This is a genomic window from Klebsiella sp. PL-2018, from assembly GCF_019048985.1.
GTDB lineage: Bacteria > Pseudomonadota > Gammaproteobacteria > Enterobacterales > Enterobacteriaceae > Klebsiella > Klebsiella michiganensis.
Genome location: NZ_CP077673.1, coordinates 2,147,396 through 2,165,265, shown reverse-complemented (window position 1 = coordinate 2,165,265; position 17,870 = coordinate 2,147,396). Strand labels below are relative to the sequence as shown.

Sequence of the window (17,870 nt, the reverse complement as noted above, 5' to 3'; positions counted from 1 at the left end):
CTATAAATCGAATCGTCTTAAAAATTGATGCAGGTTGCGCCCTGTTCTGCTCCGGAGAGTTTCTCACGCAGCGCACCGAACATTTCCCGGCCGGTTCCCACGCGCGAACCGCTCAGGTCAGGAATATGCGCCTGACGCGCGGCCAGCTCTGCGTCATCGACCAGCAGCGTTAGCTCGCCCGTCTGGCCGTTGACGCGGATGATATCGCCATCGCGTACCTTCGCCAGCAGGCCCCCATCGTACGCTTCTGGCGTCACGTGGATCGCCGATGGCACTTTGCCTGATGCGCCGGAGAGACGACCATCGGTTACCAGCGCAATTTTGAAACGGCGGTCCAATAATACACCAAGTGGCGGCATAAGTTTATGTAATTCTGGCATGCCGTTCGCTTTTGGCCCCTGATGACGGACGACAACCACGCAATCTTTGTCGAGCAGCCCCGCTTCAAAGGCGGGCAGTACGTCATGCTGGCTCTCGAAAACCACCGCAGGAGCTTCAATAATCTGGTTTTCAACCGGCACGGCGGAGGTTTTCATGACCGCGCGTCCGAGGTTACCGCTCAGCACTTTGGTGCCGCCGTGGCGAGAGAACGGTTTGTCAAACGTGGCGATAACCTGTTCGTCCAGCGGCGCGGTCGCCCCTTCGCGCCAGTCAAGTTCGCCGTTATTAAGCCAGGGTTCCATGGTGTAGCGAGAGAGGCCGAAGCCGGCCACGGTGTGAACATCTTCATGCAGCAGGCCGCCTTTCAGCAGCTCGCGCACCAGCACCGGCACGCCGCCAGCCGCCTGGAAGTGGTTAATATCCGCCGGGCCGTTCGGGTAGAGGCGCGCCAGCAGCGGCACCACGTCAGAGAGATCGGAGAAATCATCCCAGTTAATGATAATCCCTGCCGCCCGCGCCATAGCCACCAGGTGCATGGTGTGGTTGGTAGAGCCGCCGGTTGCCAGCAGCGCGACAATCCCGTTGACCACCACTTTTTCATCAAACATTTTGCCCAGCGGCATCCACTCGTTACCGTTGCCGGTCAGGCGGGTCACCTGGCGGGCGGCGGCGGCGGTCAGCGCTTCGCGCAGCGGCGCATCCGGATGCACGAATGACGATCCGGGCAGCTGCATCCCCATAAACTCAACCACCATCTGGTTGGTATTGGCGGTACCGTAGAAGGTACAGGTGCCAGGCGCATGGTAAGACGCGGCTTCGGACTCCAGCAGCGCCATACGATCCACTTTGCCTTCCGCATAGAGCTGACGAATGCGCACTTTTTCTTTATTCGCCAGGCCGCTGGCCATCGGCCCGGAAGGGATAAAGATGGACGGCAGGTGGCCGAACGACAGCGCAGCCATAGCCAGGCCGGGGACAATTTTATCGCAGACGCCGAGGTAGAGCGCGCCGTCAAACATGTTGTGCGACAGGCCAATCGCGGCGGACATGGCAATCACTTCGCGGCTGAGCAGCGACAGCTCCATCCCGTCCTGCCCCTGCGTCACGCCATCGCACATCGCCGGAACGCCGCCGGCGACCTGGCCTACCGCGTTCGCGGAGTGCAGCGCTTTGCGGATAATGTCCGGATAGCGCTCATAGGGCTGGTGGGCGGACAGCATATCGTTGTAGGAGGTAATAATGGCGATGTTATTGCGCAGCATGCTTTTCAGCGAGGCTTTGTCATCCGCCTGGCAGGCGGCGAAGCCGTGGGCCAGGTTACCGCATGCCAGCTGGGCGCGATGAACGGTGTCGGTTTTGGCCTGGTTAATCCGGGCGAGGTAGGCTTCGCGGGTATCGCGCGAGCGTTCGATGATGCGATTTGTTACCCGTAACATTTCAGAATTCATAAAGGCTCCTCAAATTTCATCTGTCCGGCCGCAGCGCTTTAGCGGTACTTTTAGGGGCTTAGGGCACCAGTACTGGGGCTCAGGGGCAAAATATCTGCAGGCAGTGTAATAAAAAAAGCCCCGGGGGTGAATCCTCCGGGGCTTAAAAGATTAAAAATTACGCGACTTGCTGCGTCAGATCATGTTACCGGTAAAATAACCCTGACGGAGGAGCTGGCGATTACTCAAACTCGTTCCACGAACGACCGTCGCGGGTGATCATCGCCACGGAGGCAACCGGCCCCCAGGTACCCGCCTGATACGGTTTCGGCGAATCACGATCGGCAGCCCAGGCTTCAGTGATGGAATCGACCCACTTCCACGCCTCTTCCACTTCATCACGACGGACGAACAGCGCCTGGATACCGCGCATCGTTTCCAGCAGCAGGCGCTCATAGGCATCCGCCAGGTGGGTTTGATTAAAGGTTTCCGAGTAGCTCAGATCCAACTTGGTGATCTGCAGGTTATGCTTGTGGTCAAGTCCGGGAACTTTGTTCAGCACCTGGATATCCACCCCTTCATCCGGCTGCAGACGAATGGTCAGCTTATTCTGCGGCAGCTCTTGCCAGGTCTCTTTGAACAGGTTCAGTTCCGGCGTCTTGAAGTAAACCACGACTTCGGAACACTTGGTCGGCAGACGTTTACCGGTACGCAGGTAGAACGGTACGCCCGCCCAGCGCCAGTTGTCGATATCCACGCGGATCGCCACGAAGGTTTCTGTATGGCTGGACTTGTTGGCCCCCTCTTCCTCGAGGTAGCCCGGCACTTTTTTGCCCTGGGCAAAACCGGCGGTGTACTGGCCGCGCACCGTTTTTTCACGCACGTTGGTGCGGTCAATGCGGCGCAGCGATTTCAGCACCTTCACTTTTTCATCGCGGATGCTATCGGCAGTCAAATCTGACGGCGGGGACATGGCAATCATGCACAGAATTTGCAGCAGGTGGTTCTGGATCATGTCGCGCATCTGCCCGGCCTGATCGAAGTAGCCCCAGCGGCCCTCAATGCCCACCTCTTCCGCCACGGTGATCTCGACGTGATCGATGGTGCGGCTGTCCCAGTTATTGACGAACAGCGAGTTGGCAAAGCGCAGCGCCAGCAGGTTCAGCACCGTCTCTTTACCCAGATAGTGGTCGATACGGTAGACCTGGCACTCTTCAAAGAACTCACCCACCCGATCGTTGATCTCGCGGGAGGTTTCCAGGGAGGTACCCAGCGGTTTCTCCATCACCACGCGGGCCGGCTTGGCGTTCAGCTTCGCTTCACCCAGACCTTTGCAAATCGCGCCAAAGGTGCTCGGCGGCATGGCGAAATAGTTAATGGTCACCCGCTCTTTCTGATCGAGCATTTTGCCCAGGCGGGTAAACGCTTTGGTATCGTTGACATCAAGGTTACAAAAATCCAGACGCCCGCTCAGGGTCTCCCACAAACCTTCATCGATTTTCTCCTTCATGAAGGTTTCCATCGCTTCACGGACTACCTTGGTGTAAGCGTCTTTGTCCCAGTCGGCGCGACCGACGCCGATGATGCGGGTGTCAGGGTGGATCTGACCCGCTTTTTCAAGCTGATACAGGGAAGGCAGCAATTTACGTCGCGCCAGGTCACCCTTCGCGCCGAAAATGACCAGATCGCATGCCTGGGCCGTTTGCGTTACCGCCATGTCATTCTCCTTAGTTGATAGCCCGGTGCTTATGCCAGACTATAGTTGTATTTGTAATTTTCTTTCACTGCATCGTACTGTGTTTACGAATTTCCCGAAACCCTCAGCGGCCGTTCCCGCTGCTAAATCGCACAGGGTGGAAAATAGAGGCTGAGATTTTGGGCATGCGGCTAATATTGTTCGTTGTTTCGACCGATTATCAGTTAGTAAAATACGACTCTGATCATGTAATGAAAAAAAACAACATATTTTCAGGTCATTCCTCACCGTTTCCGACTACGGAGGGGTATATTCTTGCTAAAACGCCTGATGATTTCACCCATTAATGAAATCGCTTCCATTGATGAGCGCCCGATTACCCATGAATATGCTGGAAAAAATCCAGTCCCGGCTGGAACACCTTAGCAAATCTGAACGCAAAGTGGCGGAAGTCATCCTTGCTACCCCCGCGCAGGCCATTCATTCAAGTATTGCCGCCCTGGCGCTGGAAGCCGGCGTCAGCGAGCCCACAGTTAACCGTTTCTGCCGCAGCCTGGAAACGCGCGGTTTCCCGGATTTCAAACTGCATCTTGCACAAAGCCTGGCGCACGGTACGCTCTATGTTAACCGCAACGTCGATGAAGACGACAGCGTTGAGTCCTATACGGGAAAGATATTTGAGTCAGCCATGGCCAGTTTAGATCAGGTCCATCATTCTCTCGACATGTCGGCGATCAATCGCGCGGTTGACCTGCTCACGCAGGCGAAGAAAATCGCCTTTTTTGGCCTGGGCTCTTCGGCCGCCGTCGCCCACGACGCGATGAACAAGTTTTTCCGTTTTAACGTGCCGGTGATCTATTCCGACGACATCGTCCTGCAACGCATGAGCTGTATGAACTGTAATGACGATGATGTGGTGGTGATTATCTCGCATACCGGCAGGACTAAAAGCCTGGTGGAGCTGGCTCAGCTGGCCCGCGAAAACGATGCGATGGTGATCGCGATTACCTCCCCCGGCACGCCGCTTTCCCGGGAATCAACGCTGGCGATTACCCTGGACGTACCGGAAGATACCGATATCTATATGCCGATGGTCTCCCGCTTAGCGCAGCTGACGGTGATTGATGTCCTGGCGACCGGCTTCACCCTGCGGCGGGGAGCAAAATTCAGAGATAACTTGAAGAGGGTCAAGGAAGCGCTCAAGGAATCGCGCTTTGATAAAGAGCTCAGCGTACACAGCAATGACCAATAAAAGTAGAAACAAAGCACTATCCTATTACACCGTCGGTAACGTTCCGGTATAGCGACTTTGCTCGTCGGCGCTACCGAATCCATGTTCACGCAACACCAAAGTTGTTTCAGTCAACGGAGTATTACATGTCCAGAAGGCTTCGCAGAACCAAAATCGTGACTACCTTAGGCCCGGCTACCGACCGCGATAACAACCTTGAGAAGGTTATTGCCGCAGGCGCTAACGTGGTACGTATGAACTTCTCTCACGGCACCGCGGAGGATCATCAGATCCGTGCGGATAAAGTCCGTGAGATTGCGGCGAAACTGGGCCGTCATGTCGCGATTCTCGGTGACCTACAGGGGCCGAAAATCCGCGTTTCCACCTTCAAAGAAGGCAAAATTTTCCTCAATATCGGCGATAAATTCCTCCTCGACGCAAACCTGGGTAAAGGCGAAGGCGACAAAGAGAAAGTCGGCATCGACTATAAAGGGCTCCCGGCTGACGTGGTTCCGGGCGACATTCTGCTGCTGGACGACGGCCGCGTACAGCTGAAGGTCCTGGAAGTTCAGGGCATGAAGGTATTCACCGAAGTCACCGTCGGCGGACCGTTGTCCAACAATAAGGGGATTAACAAGCTGGGCGGCGGCCTCTCGGCAGAAGCGCTGACGGAGAAAGACAAAGCGGACATCATCACCGCCGCCAAAATTGGCGTCGATTACCTGGCCGTCTCCTTCCCGCGCTGCGGCGAAGACCTGAACTACGCTCGTCGCCTGGCGCGCGATGCCGGCTGCGATGCCAAAATCGTCGCCAAAGTCGAGCGCGCGGAAGCGGTATGCGATCAGGACGCGATGGATGACGTGATCCTCGCCTCCGACGTTGTCATGGTGGCACGCGGCGACCTCGGCGTGGAAATCGGCGATCCGGAGCTGGTCGGCATCCAGAAGGCGCTGATCCGCCGCGCCCGTCAGCTGAACCGCTCGGTCATTACCGCGACGCAGATGATGGAGTCGATGATCACCAACCCGATGCCAACCCGCGCCGAAGTCATGGACGTGGCGAACGCCGTGCTGGACGGCACCGACGCCGTGATGCTGTCGGCAGAAACCGCCGCGGGCCAGTATCCGTCTGAGACCGTTGCCGCGATGGCGCGCGTCTGCCTCGGCGCGGAAAAAATCCCCAGCCTCAACGTCTCCAAGCACCGCCTGGACATTCAGTTCGATAACGTGGAAGAAGCCATTGCGATGTCCGCCATGTACGCGGCGAACCACCTCAAGGGCGTCACCGCTATCATTACCATGACGGAATCCGGTCGGACCGCGCTGATGACTTCCCGCATCAGCTCCGGCCTGCCGATTTTCGCGCTGTCTCGCCACGAGCGCACGCTGAACCTGACCGCGCTGTATCGCGGCGTGACCCCGGTGCATTTCGATAGCGTCAATGAAGGCGTAGCCGCTGCGCACGACGCGGTAACGCTGCTGCGTGATAAAGGCTATCTGGTGACCGGCGACCTGGTTATCGTCACTCAGGGTGACGTGATGAGCACCATCGGTAGCACCAACACCACCCGCATTCTGACCGTCGAGTAAGCCTCTCCACCTACCTGCCAGCGCCGCAGCTGGCAGGTATTTTTTTGCCCCCTCGCCCGCTAAACTACGCAAGCCAGCTCAACAATAGCGTGGCGGTAATCACCGTCGACGCGCCGCCGATACGGGTGGCTATCTGGGCAAAAGGCATTAATCCCATTCGGTTTGATGCCGAGAGAATGGCAACGTCTCCCGTCCCCCCAAGCCCGCTGTGGCAGCTGGTGACGATGGCCGCTTCGACCGGGTACATATTCAAACGAGAAGCGATAAGAAAGCCGCTTAGCGCCATCGCAATGACGATTGAGCCACAAACCACCACGTAGCCAACCGAGAAGACCGCGACCACGCTTTCCAGAGGAACATACAGCATTCCCAGGCCTATCATCAGCGGCCAAACCAGCGCGGCGGAGACGAACTTGTAGCAGCTGTGCGCCCCCAGTTCCATCGCCGCCGGGATAACTTTCGCGTATTTGCAAAATACCGCGGCCAGAATCATCAGCACCGGCCCCGGAATATGCACCACCTTTTCCAGCAGACCGCCGACGATAAAAAACGCGCAAATCATTAATAATCCGGCCCCCATCAGCTGGAAATCCGTGGGCTGCGCGCGCTGATTTTGCGCAAAGACGCTGTTATCTTCATGGCTGCGGATCAGCATTCCGCTGCCGGAGAGCGAAGGACGTCGCGTCCCCATGCGCGCCAGAAAACCGGCGCAGATGATGGCGAAAATGTTGCCCACCACGGCAGCCGGCGCCAGCTGCGCCACGTAAACGTCGGGCGTTTGCCCGAGAATAGCTGAATAGGCCAGCGACAGGGGCAGGATCCCTTCACCGATACCGCCGCCGATGATCGGCACGATAATAAAGAAAAAGGTGTGGTAGAAACTGTAGCCAAACAGGCTGCCCACCAGCAGGCCGGTTAAGATCGCCGCCCCGGTCCCCACCACCAGCGGGACAAACATACGTACCATTCCCTGAATCAGGATGGTTCTGTTCATGCCCAGAATGCTGCCGACGACCAGGCAGGCGATGACGAAATAGAGGAGGTTGGCCTCTTTCATCAGCAAGTGCACGGTATCGAGGGTATGCGCTTCGAACATGCCGAAATAGACCAGCACCGACGGCGTCATCAGGCACAAAATGGCCGGGCCGCCAACCTCCTTGAGGATTGGCACCATTCGGCCAATTTTAGCCAGCGCGAACCCCAGGGTCATGATTACCGCCAGACCGCCAATCATGTTCTTCGGCAGCAGGCCTGCGGTCGCGGAGATGGCAACAATTGCGGCTATCCCGATAAAGAGCACCAACGGCACGGCGCCGACCTCAATATTGGATAAAAGTCGTGGCGCCTGCCCGCTCGGCAGCGTTTTATCTATCGGGTGGTTGAGTGAGTTATTTTCCATATTTTTACCTGAATAATGATGTCACGTAGGGTATCGACGCAATATTAAAAGCGCGCAATCAAATAAATAAAAAAGTGCCAGGCAAAATACCAATGAAACAAAAAAAACGTTAGCACAGGACGTTAACATTAAAAAATAAAATCCAGGTTTTACTGTCGTGCTTTGTGACTAAAGCATAATATTTATTTTAAGTAATTTAATTTATTACCCTGAAACTAAAGTTACCGGCATCGGTATAACTGAATAGCAGAGAGATAAAGTGATGACTCTGTCCTTTTTTCTCTATTTGTAAGTAAAGTATTTAAGACGAAATTATTTAAACCCCAGCGACTGTGATGACTATCACCTTTTAAATATTATGGGATCGCTAGATTAAAAAAACACAACGTAGCCGATAATATATTTTCAGGACATCTTATGCCTTCACTGCTCTTAGAATCCCTTTTTCCCCTGGTGTTTATCATGCTGCTCGGATGGCTAAGCGGTAAGCTGGGCTATACCCGCCGCGAGGATGCGTCCGTACTGGCCACGGTGGTCATTCGTTTCGCGCTTCCCTTCCATCTTTTTATCGGCGCACTGAATACTCATCCCGATAAGATGAAAAACTTCACCTTTATGGCGGTGTTAGTCATCGGTCTGATGGGGTCATATATCCTCACGCTCCTGATCTCACGCTATGTTTTTCGTCATGATATTAAAACCAGCGCGATTCAGTCCCTGGTGTGCGCGTTCCCCGACATGGCCTACTTTGGCGCTCCCGTGCTTGCGGTGCTGATTGGTCCGGAGGGTTTTCTCGGCGTGCTTATCGGTAACCTGGTGACCAGCGTATTGATGATCCCCCTGACCATCATCCTGATTCGCATGGGTGACAAGCGCGGCCGCGCTGACGCGGAACAGCCTAATCCGCTGCGGCTTATCCTGCAAAACCTGTTTAAAGCCGTCCGAAACCCGATTGTCTGGATACCGATTTCCGGGGTACTGCTCAGCCTTGCCGGAGTACAGCTGCCGCACATGCTGAGCATGCCCATTGAGATGGTGGGAAAAGTGGCGGGCGGCCTCTCCCTGTTCGCCCTTGGGCTGCTATTTTACGGCGAACGTCCTACGGTCAATATTCAAACCTGTACCAATATCAGCATCAAGAATCTGCTCCAGCCGGCCATGATGGCCGTAGCCGGTCTCGCCTTCGGGCTCAGCCATAGCCTGATGCAGCAGGTCATTATCATCGGCGCGACGCCTTCCGCCATTGCGGCAGGGATGTTTGCCCTGCGCAGCGATACCTATATCGAGCCCGCCTCATCCTCTATTTTGCTCGGTACCGCAGTGGGCGTCGTCACTGAAGGATTCATGATTTATTTAATCTCTTAATCACTGAAATAAAGCCCGAAGAATTCCGGCAATTATTTATTATGATATTCAGGAGTCATCAAATGTTAGCCACAGAAACCTTATATACGCCCTATAACGGCGCCGTGCTGCTGGAAAATCCGTTATTAAATAAAGGTCTCGCATTTACTGAAGGTGAACGTACCGCGTTTAATCTTCAGGGTCTGCTGCCGCATAATGTCGAAACGATTGAAGAGCAAACCGCGCGCGCGTGGGGGCAGTTTTGCCAGTTTAAACGGGATATTTCGCGCCATATCTACCTGCGAAATATTCAGGATACTAACGAGACCCTATTCTATAATCTGCTGCGCAGCCATATGAAAGAAACGCTGCCGATCATCTATACCCCAACGGTAGGTGAAGCATGTGAACACTTCTCTGAAATTTATCGCCGGGGACGCGGTCTGTTTATTTCATGGCCTAACCGTCACAACATTGATGAGATGCTGCAGGGCTTTTCCCGCAATGATATTAACGTTATTGTGGTGACCGACGGCGAGCGCATTCTTGGCCTCGGCGACCAGGGGATTGGCGGCATGGGGATCCCGATTGGTAAACTCTCGTTATATACAGCCTGCGGGGGTATACACCCGGCATCAACGCTCCCCATTATGCTGGACGTGGGCACCAACAACGCCCAGCATCTTGAGGACCCGCTGTATATGGGCTGGCGTCATCCGCGTATAAGCGACGAGCAGTACATGGAATTTATGGACATGTTTGTCCATGCCATCACGCAGCGCTGGCCCAATGTGCTACTACAGTTCGAAGATTTTGCGCAAAAAAACGCCACCCGGCTTCTTAACCGCTATCGTCACCAGCTGTGCTGTTTCAACGATGATATTCAGGGCACGGCAGCCGTGACCTCAGGCACGCTGATCGCTGCCGCCGCTGCCGCCGGTACGCGGATCCGCGATCAGCGAGTGGTGTTTCTCGGCAGCGGATCGGCCGGATGCGGGATAGCGGAAAAAATCATTGCGCTGATGGTTGATGACGGGCTCTCAGAGCAGGAAGCGCGCAATCGCATCTTTATGGTCGACCGCCCTGGCCTGTTGACCGATGAGATGCCGGATTTGCTGGACTTCCAGCAGGGCCACGTCACGCCGCGGAAAAATCTTACCCGCTGGGATACCAGTGCGGCCCACCTGTCGCTGATGGATGTTGTACGCAACGTCCATCCCACCGTACTGATTGGCGTATCCGGCCAGCCGGGACTATTCAGCGAAGAGATTATCAAAGAGATGCACCGGCACTGCCCGCGTCCGATTATTATGCCGCTGTCCAACCCGACCTCCCGCGCCGAAGCCCAGCCGAAGGATCTGCTGGAATGGACCCGGGGGAATGCGCTAATTGCCACCGGCAGCCCGTTCGCGCCCGTATTCTATGACGGTAAGACCTACGATATCGCCCAGTGCAACAATGCCTATGTTTTCCCCGGTCTGGGGCTAGGGATTCTGGCCAGCAAAGCGGCGCGCGTGACCGAAGTGATGCTTATCGCCTGCAGTAAAACCCTGGCCGCCCACTCGCCTTTGGCCACCCGCGACGCTGGCGGATTACTGCCGCCGGTCGACGAGATTGAGATGATTTCCCGGGCAATTGCCGCTGAGGTCGCACGCGCGGCTCAGCAGGATGGCGTCGCGCCGCAGATTGACGAGGCTCAGCTGGCCGCGAATATCGATAAAATGTTCTGGCGAGCGCGCTACACCGCGTATAAACGATCGCCATTTTGATCGCCATCCCAGACACATATTACGGGAAGCGCGCCGGCTTCCCGCCGCACCGGGAAAACCCCGCATGATTAATGTGCTGATTGTCGATGATGATTCCATGGTGGCCGAGCTGAACCGGCTGTTTCTCAGCCGGGTGGCGGATTTCCACTGCTGCGGCGTGGCCCCCACGGTCCGCGAAGCCAGGGAGATGCTCAGCCATTTGGCGCAGGTCGATCTGGTGCGGCTGGATGTCTACATGCAGCAAGAGAACGGGCTGGATCTGCTGCCCGCGCTACGCGCCGATGCGCGAAATATTGATGTCATTATGATTACCTCCGCTGCCGATAGGTGCACGGTTCAGACGGCGCTGCATTATGGCGTGGTCGATTACCTGATTAAACCGTTTCAGTTTCCGCGCTTTGAGGAGGCGCTGTTGTCATGGCGTAAAAAGCGCGATCTGAAGAATGCGAAATCCAGCTACGCCCAGGCCGATGTGGACAGCCTGCTGCGCAGCGGGGTTCAGCAGCAGGAAAGCGCACGCCGCTTGCCGAAAGGGCTTACGCCGCAGACGCTTCGTCTGGTGTGCCAGTGGATTGACGCCTGGCAGGAACGTGACTTTTCGACCAATGAACTGGCCGCGGCGCTGCAGATATCCCGGGTCTCATGCCGCAAATATCTGATTTGGCTGGAGCAGATAAATATCCTCTACACCACCAACCATTACGGCATCACCGGTCGTCCGGAATATCGTTACCGGCTCGTTGCCGATCATTTGGCGCTACTCAAACAATACGGCCAATGAACCCGGTGAGGCCATTGGCTGCGATTTTCACCCCTGATGCGGCTTCTTCCTGGGGTACAGCTCTTTACGCTTGTAGGGCTCGATTTCACCCGGCTTGCGCGTTTTCAGCAGCTTGAGGATCCAGGTGTACTGCTCGGTATGCGGCTTCACGAACACTTCCACCTCTTCGTTCATCCGCCGGGCGATAGTGTTATCGTCCGCTTCCAGCAGATCGTCCATCGGCGGGCGCACCAGCACCGTCAGACGATGCGTTTTACCATCATAGACCGGGAACAGCGGTACGACGCGGGCGCGGCAGACTTTCATTAAACGGCCGATCGCCGGGAGCGTCGCTTTATAGGTGGCAAAGAAATCAACAAACTCGCTGTGCTCGGCGCCGTGATCCTGATCCGGCAGATAGTAGCCCCAGTACCCCTGACGCACCGACTGAATAAACGGTTTGATCCCGTCGTTGCGCGCGTGCATACGTCCACCGAAACGACGGCGCACGGTATTCCAGACGTAATCAAATACCGGATTGCCCTGATTATGGAACATCGCCGCCATTTTTTGCCCGCCGGAAGCCATCAGCATCGCCGGAATATCCACGCACCAGGCATGGGGAACCAGAAAGATCACCTTCTCGTTGTTTCTCTGCATCTCATCGATGATCTCTTTGCCCTGCCAGTCGACGCGAGAAAGAATGCGCTGCGGGTCGCGCAGGCCTAACTCCGCCATCATGACGATCGCCTGCGGCGCGGAGGCATACATTGCATCAATAATGGCTTCTCGTTCCTGCTCACTCTTTTCCGGGAAACAGTACAGCAGGTTAATCTGCGCCCGACGGCGCGAACTCTTTGCCAGGCGCCCCACAAAGCGCCCCATTTTGCCGAGAATCGGATCGCGGAAAGAGGCCGGCGTCAGAGCGATACCGGCGAAGGCAAAAACCCCTAACCACGCGCCCCAGTAGCGCGGTAGTAAAAAGGATTTTTCAAATTTTGGAATAAATTCAATATTATTTTTTTTCGTTTCCATGCCCAATCCGCAGAATTTCCGCTCAATAAAGATAATGGGTTAGTTTAGCGATACGTTGAGTAACGTACAAAAGAAAAAGCCGGCGCGCAGCGGGCACCGGCTTTAACTGACGGAAGGTTAGTCAAACCGCAGCTGCGGAATCACCTGTTTTGCCTGCGCCAGATAATCGGTACGGTCGGAACCGCTGAGCCCTTCCGTACGCGGCAGTTTCGCCGTTAGCGGGTTGACCGCCTGCTGGTTGATCCACACTTCATAATGCAGATGCGGACCGGTAGAACGCCCGGTGTTGCCCGACAGCGCAATACGATCGCCGCGTTTCACCTTCTGCCCGGGTTTGACCAGCAGCTTACGCAGGTGCATATAGCGGGTGGTATAGGTGCGACCATGACGAACGGCGACGTAATAACCTGCCGCACCGCTACGTTTAGCCACCACCACTTCGCCATCCCCTACCGACAGCACCGGCGTACCCTGCGGCATCGCAAAATCGACGCCACGATGCGGCGCGACGCGGCCGGTCACCGGGTTCAGACGACGCGGGTTAAAGTTCGAAGAGACGCGGAACTGACGTGCGGTCGGGAAGCGCAGGAACCCCTTCGCCAGGCCGGTACCGTTGCGGTCGTAGAATTTGCCATCCTCAGCGCGGATCGCGTAATAGTCTTTACCCTCCGAGCGCAGGCGCACGCCAAGCAGCTGGCTTTGCTCGCGCTTACCGTCGAGCATTTCACGCGACATCAGCACGGAGAATTCATCGCCTTTTTTCAGCTTACGGAAGTCCATCTGCCACTGCATGGCTTTGATCACCGCGCTGATTTCGGTACTGGTCAGGCCGGCATCGCGAGCGCTGGCGACGAAGCTGCCGCCTACGGTACCTTTCAGTACGCTATTGACCCAGTCGCCTTTTTGCAGCTCGCTGCTCATTTTGAAACCGTTTGCAACCCGATCGTAGGTGCGGGTTTCGCGGCGCGACATCTCCCAGGTCAGGCTTTGCAGGTCACCGTCCGCCGTCAGGGTCCAGGAGAGCTGTTGACCAATTTTCAGATTACGCAGCTCTTTATCCACCGAGGAGAGCCGGGCGATATCGCCCATATCAATGCCGTACTGATTAAGAATGCTGCTAAGCGTATCGCCGGTCGAGACCACATATTCGTGGCCACCGGAATCGCTATCCGCCTTGTCATCCAGCTCGTCCTGAGGGATAGCCTCTTCTTCCTGAGGCGCCTGATCGATGGGTTCCGAAGCTTCTGGCAGCAGCGAACGAATTTCGCTTTGTTCCAGCTCGATGGTTCTGGTGATGGGGGTGGATTCAGGATGGTGGTATATGTAAGGCCGCCAGACGGCGACCGCTAATGTAAGAACGCTAAGCGACCCCAGCATAACGCGGTGAGGTCGTGGCAGATTGTTAAATGCCTGAGTGACAGCGCGGGCTATCTGTTGCACGTATTCACTTCCTCGTTATTCTCCTTTCAGGCAGCTTGAATACTGATTCGCCATCTGGCTCAGGAATTGCGGGTAACTCTCTTTACCCAGCTTAATTCCGATTCCAAGTGGATCCAGGGTTCCCATGCGCACGGACGTTCCCCTGGCAACAGCTTCGATGACCGCTGGCCTGAACTGTGGCTCAGCAAAAACGCAAGTTGCTTTTTGCTCAACCAGCTGTGTTCTGATTTCGTGTAAACGCTGCGCACCAGGCTGGATTTCAGGGTTGACAGTAAAATGACCCAGTGGGGTCAAACCGTAATGTTTTTCAAAGTAGCCGTAGGCGTCATGAAAAACGAAATATCCCTTCCCTTTCAGCGGTGCCAGCTCGGTCCCAACCTGCTTGTCGGTTGCGGCTAATTTTGCCTCAAAATCCTTCAGGTTGGCGTCAAGTTTGGCTCGACTCTGCGGCATAAGTTCCAATAATTTATCGTGGATTGCAACCGCCGAAAGGCGCGCTATCTCTGGGGAAAGCCACAGATGCATGTTATAGATGCCGTGATGGTGATCGTCGTCACTATTTTCCCCGGCGCCATGGTCGTGACCATGATGGTCGTCGTCGTCGTCGGTGCCTTTCATGAGTAGCGGTTTCACGCCGTCAAGCTCGGCAATCGTCACCTTTTTGTTCGGCGCAATGCTTTGCGTTGACTTATCCATAAACGCCTCCATCTCTGGACCAATCCAGACCACTAAGTCTGCGTTCTGTAAGCGTTTTGCATCCGATGGCCGCAGCGAATAGTCATGCTCCGAGGCCCCGTCCGGCAGCAGTACCTGCGTCTGTGTCACCCCATCGGCGATAGCGGAAGCGATAAAGCCCAGTGGCTTAAGGGAAGTGACAACCGCGGCGCTGGCCAACGGCGCATGGGCGAACAAAAAAGCGGCGCTAAGTCCAGCGCAAAGAAGCGTATTTTTATGTAACATAATGCGTCTAATCATCGTATAGAATGAGAAAGATGTGATATTATAACATTCACTGGCTTGTGCAACCTCTAATTTGATATGACAAATCTTGTAACTCTGGAAAACGTCGCGGTCGTTTATGGCCAAAGGCGCGTGCTGTCTGACATTTCGCTAACGCTAAAGCCGGGCAAAATTTTAACCTTACTGGGGCCGAACGGCGCCGGTAAATCGACCCTCGTGAGAGTGGTTCTGGGGCTGGTAGCACCCTCGGAAGGGATTATCAAACGCGACGGGCATCTGCGGATCGGCTATGTGCCGCAAAAGTTGCACCTTGATGCTACCCTGCCGCTGACCGTCAGCCGCTTTATGCTTTTACGTCCGGGAACGCACAAACGCGACATTCTGCCAGCGCTTAAGCGCGTGCAGGCCGGGCATCTGATCGACGCCCCTATGCAGAAGCTTTCCGGCGGAGAGACCCAGCGGGTACTGCTGGCGCGGGCGCTGCTCAATCAGCCGCAGCTGCTGGTGCTCGACGAGCCGACGCAGGGCGTTGACGTCAACGGTCAGGTGGCGCTTTACGATCTGATTAACCAGCTGCGCCAGGAGCTTGATTGCGCCGTACTGATGGTTTCTCATGACCTGCATCTGGTAATGGCCAAAACCGACGAAGTGCTGTGCCTGAATCAGCATATTTGCTGCTCCGGCGCGCCGGAAGTGGTCTCTATGCACCCGGAATTTATCTCGATGTTCGGCCAGCGCGGCGCGGAACAGCTAGGGATCTATCGCCATCATCATAACCACCGCCACGACCTGCAGGGGCGGATTGTACTGCGTCGGGGAAATGACCGTTAATGATTGAATTACTGCTCCCCGGCTGGCTGGCCGGAATGATGCTCGCCTGTGCGGCGGGTCCGCTGGGATCGTTCGTCGTCTGGCGCCGGATGTCCTACTTCGGTGATACCCTGGCCCACGCCTCTCTGCTCGGCGTGGCTTTTGGTTTACTGCTCAACGTCAATCCGTTCTATGCGGTCATCGCGGTGACGCTGCTGCTGGCGGGCGGCCTGGTGTGGCTGGAGAAACGCCCCCACCTGGCGGTAGACACGTTACTCGGCATCATGGCGCACAGCGCGCTGTCGCTGGGCCTGGTGGTGGTCAGCCTGATGTCAAACGTGCGCGTCGATCTGATGGCCTATCTGTTCGGCGATCTGCTGGCGGTGACGCCGGAAGATTTGATCTCCATTGCGATTGGCGTGGTTATCGTGCTGGCGATCCTGCTCTGGCAATGGCGCAACCTGCTGTCGATGACCATTAGCCCGGACCTGGCGTTTGTTGATGGCGTTAAGCTTCAGCGGGTCAAGCTGCTATTGATGCTGGTGACCGCGCTGACCATCGGCGTGGCGATGAAGTTCGTCGGGGCGCTGATTATCACGTCGCTGTTGATTATTCCCGCCGCAACGGCCCGCCGCTTTGCCCGTACGCCGGAGCAAATGGCGGGAGTGGCGGTTGGCGTGGGAATGATTGCGGTTACCGGAGGATTGACCTTCTCCGCGTTCTACGACACGCCGGCGGGGCCTTCCGTGGTGCTGTGCGCCGCGCTGCTGTTTATTTTCAGCATGAGCAAGAAACCGGCCGCCTGACGCTTATGCGCCCGCGTCAGCCGTCATCAAAACTCGGCAGACGGCTATGGGCTCATGGCCGTCTGCGGACGTTGTAGCCCGGCTAAGGCGTTCACGCCGCAAGCCGGGACATCAAACCGCAATACCGCTTCAGCTATTTCCCCGGCTTGCGCTCCGCTTAGCCGGGCTACTGGCCTCTGCAGTCTGCCGTTTTATAGCCGGACAACGATTACGGCATTTCCGGCGGCGTAATGCCGAAGTGGGTCCAGGCCCGTACCGTCGCCATTCGCCCGCGCGGCGTACGCTGTAAAAAGCCCTGCTGGATCAGATACGGCTCCAGCACGTCTTCAATGGTTTCCCGCTCTTCACCGATGGCCGCCGCCAGGTTATCCAGGCCGACCGGCCCGCCAAAGAATTTATCGATGACCGCCAGCAGCAGCTTACGGTCCATATAATCAAAGCCTTCCGCATCCACGTTGAGCATATCCAGCGCCTGAGCGGCAATCTCCTCAGAGATACGCCCGTCGTAGCGAACCTCGGCAAAGTCACGCACCCTGCGCAGCAGGCGGTTGGCGATTCGCGGCGTACCGCGCGCGCGGCGCGCGACCTCCAGAGCCCCCTCTTCGCTCATCTCCAGTCCCATATAGCGGGCGCTGCGGCTGACAATATGCTGCAGGTCCGGGATCTGGTAGAACTCCAGGCGCTGAACGATGCCAAAACGGTCGCGCAGCGGTGATGTCAGCGAGCCGGCGCGAGTCGTCGCGCCAATCAGGGTAAACGGCGGCAGATCGATTTTTATCGAACGCGCCGCGGGCCCTTCGCCAATCATGATATCCAGCTGATAATCTTCCATTGCCGGATACAGGACTTCTTCGACCACCGGCGACAGGCGGTGGATCTCGTCGATAAACAGAACGTCGTGGGGCTCAAGATTGGTCAGCATCGCCGCCAGATCGCCCGCCTTCTCCAGCACCGGGCCGGAGGTGGTGCGCAGGTTAACGCCCATCTCGTTAGCGACGATGTTTGCCAGGGTGGTTTTCCCCAGCCCCGGCGGGCCAAAAATCAGCAGGTGATCGAGCGCGTCGCCGCGCAGCTTCGCCGCCTGGATAAAGATCTCCATTTGCGAACGGACGTGCGGCTGGCCCACGTACTCTTGCAGTAATTTAGGGCGAATGGCGCGATCGGCCGCCTCTTCAAAACCGCTGCTGTCCGCCGATACCAGCCTGTCTGCTTCAATCATCCCT

Annotated in this window: 14 protein-coding genes; 7 read left to right on the top strand and 7 right to left on the bottom strand. The window is 56.3% G+C overall.

Annotated features, from left to right (window positions below):
- Window positions 1-17: 17 nt before the first annotated feature.
- Both edd and zwf read right to left on the bottom strand, forming a co-directional pair.
- Entirely contained in the window at window positions 18-1,829 is a 1,812-nt protein-coding gene (gene edd / locus MKleb_RS10045) for a phosphogluconate dehydratase (protein WP_025106126.1), read from the bottom strand.
- Window positions 1,830-2,049: 220 nt separating this feature from the next.
- On the bottom strand, window positions 2,050-3,525 hold the full coding sequence (gene zwf / locus MKleb_RS10040; RefSeq protein WP_004122041.1) for a glucose-6-phosphate dehydrogenase: 1,476 nt from the start codon (window positions 3,523-3,525) through the stop codon (window positions 2,050-2,052).
- Window positions 3,526-3,850: 325 nt separating this feature from the next.
- Here zwf and MKleb_RS10035 point away from each other — a divergent pair, with 325 nt between their 5' ends.
- Together MKleb_RS10035 and pyk are read left to right on the top strand one after the other, a co-directional pair.
- Entirely contained in the window at window positions 3,851-4,756 is a 906-nt protein-coding gene (locus tag MKleb_RS10035) for a MurR/RpiR family transcriptional regulator (RefSeq protein WP_161505349.1), read from the top strand.
- A gap of 125 nt (window positions 4,757-4,881) precedes the next feature.
- On the top strand, window positions 4,882-6,324 hold the full coding sequence (gene pyk / locus MKleb_RS10030; RefSeq protein ID WP_004852109.1) for a pyruvate kinase: 1,443 nt from the start codon (window positions 4,882-4,884) through the stop codon (window positions 6,322-6,324).
- A gap of 64 nt (window positions 6,325-6,388) precedes the next feature.
- Here the strand turns inward: pyk and MKleb_RS10025 are convergent, their stop codons facing one another.
- Window positions 6,389-7,723 carry a 2-hydroxycarboxylate transporter family protein gene (locus MKleb_RS10025; protein WP_025106125.1) on the bottom strand — a complete coding sequence of 445 codons (1,335 nt, stop codon included), beginning with the start codon at window positions 7,721-7,723 and terminating at the stop codon, window positions 6,389-6,391.
- A 417-nt stretch (window positions 7,724-8,140) separates the two neighbouring features.
- Here MKleb_RS10025 and MKleb_RS10020 point away from each other — a divergent pair, with 417 nt between their 5' ends.
- The 3 genes from MKleb_RS10020 (at window position 8,141) to dcuR (ending at window position 11,617) form a co-directional block, all read left to right on the top strand.
- Complete coding sequence (locus MKleb_RS10020) at window positions 8,141-9,088, top strand: AEC family transporter (protein ID WP_025106124.1); 948 nt, start codon at window positions 8,141-8,143, stop codon at window positions 9,086-9,088.
- A 62-nt stretch (window positions 9,089-9,150) separates the two neighbouring features.
- The gene (locus MKleb_RS10015; protein ID WP_025106123.1) at window positions 9,151-10,836 is read left to right on the top strand and encodes an NAD-dependent malic enzyme; all 1,686 of its coding nucleotides are present in this window, start codon (window positions 9,151-9,153) and stop codon (window positions 10,834-10,836) included.
- A gap of 64 nt (window positions 10,837-10,900) precedes the next feature.
- On the top strand, window positions 10,901-11,617 hold the full coding sequence (dcuR, locus tag MKleb_RS10010; RefSeq protein ID WP_217076630.1) for a two-component system response regulator DcuR: 717 nt from the start codon (window positions 10,901-10,903) through the stop codon (window positions 11,615-11,617).
- Between the two features lie 27 nt (window positions 11,618-11,644).
- On the opposite strand, the gene lpxM is transcribed toward dcuR, so the two are convergent.
- The 3 genes from lpxM to znuA form a co-directional block, all read right to left on the bottom strand.
- Window positions 11,645-12,631 carry a lauroyl-Kdo(2)-lipid IV(A) myristoyltransferase gene (gene lpxM / locus MKleb_RS10005; protein WP_217076628.1) on the bottom strand — a complete coding sequence of 329 codons (987 nt, stop codon included), beginning with the start codon at window positions 12,629-12,631 and terminating at the stop codon, window positions 11,645-11,647.
- A 117-nt stretch (window positions 12,632-12,748) separates the two neighbouring features.
- Entirely contained in the window at window positions 12,749-14,071 is a 1,323-nt protein-coding gene (gene mepM / locus MKleb_RS10000; protein WP_004852121.1) for a murein DD-endopeptidase MepM, read from the bottom strand.
- Window positions 14,072-14,086: 15 nt separating this feature from the next.
- Window positions 14,087-15,031: a zinc ABC transporter substrate-binding protein ZnuA gene (znuA, locus tag MKleb_RS09995; protein ID WP_004852123.1), complete on the bottom strand. Its 945-nt coding sequence runs from the start codon at window positions 15,029-15,031 to the stop codon at window positions 14,087-14,089.
- A 78-nt stretch (window positions 15,032-15,109) separates the two neighbouring features.
- On the opposite strand from znuA, the gene znuC reads away from it, so the two are divergent.
- Both znuC and znuB read left to right on the top strand, forming a co-directional pair.
- Window positions 15,110-15,862 (top strand): zinc ABC transporter ATP-binding protein ZnuC, encoded by a 753-nt coding sequence (gene znuC, locus MKleb_RS09990; RefSeq protein WP_014229853.1) that lies wholly within the window; start codon window positions 15,110-15,112, stop codon window positions 15,860-15,862.
- Window positions 15,862-16,647: a zinc ABC transporter permease subunit ZnuB gene (gene znuB, locus MKleb_RS09985; RefSeq protein ID WP_014229854.1), complete on the top strand. Its 786-nt coding sequence runs from the start codon at window positions 15,862-15,864 to the stop codon at window positions 16,645-16,647. Before znuC ends, znuB begins: the two co-directional genes overlap by 1 nt.
- A 208-nt stretch (window positions 16,648-16,855) precedes the next feature.
- On the opposite strand, the gene ruvB is transcribed toward znuB, so the two are convergent.
- On the bottom strand, window positions 16,856-17,866 hold the full coding sequence (ruvB, locus tag MKleb_RS09980; RefSeq protein WP_004852130.1) for a Holliday junction branch migration DNA helicase RuvB: 1,011 nt from the start codon (window positions 17,864-17,866) through the stop codon (window positions 16,856-16,858).
- Window positions 17,867-17,870: the final 4 nt, after the last annotated feature.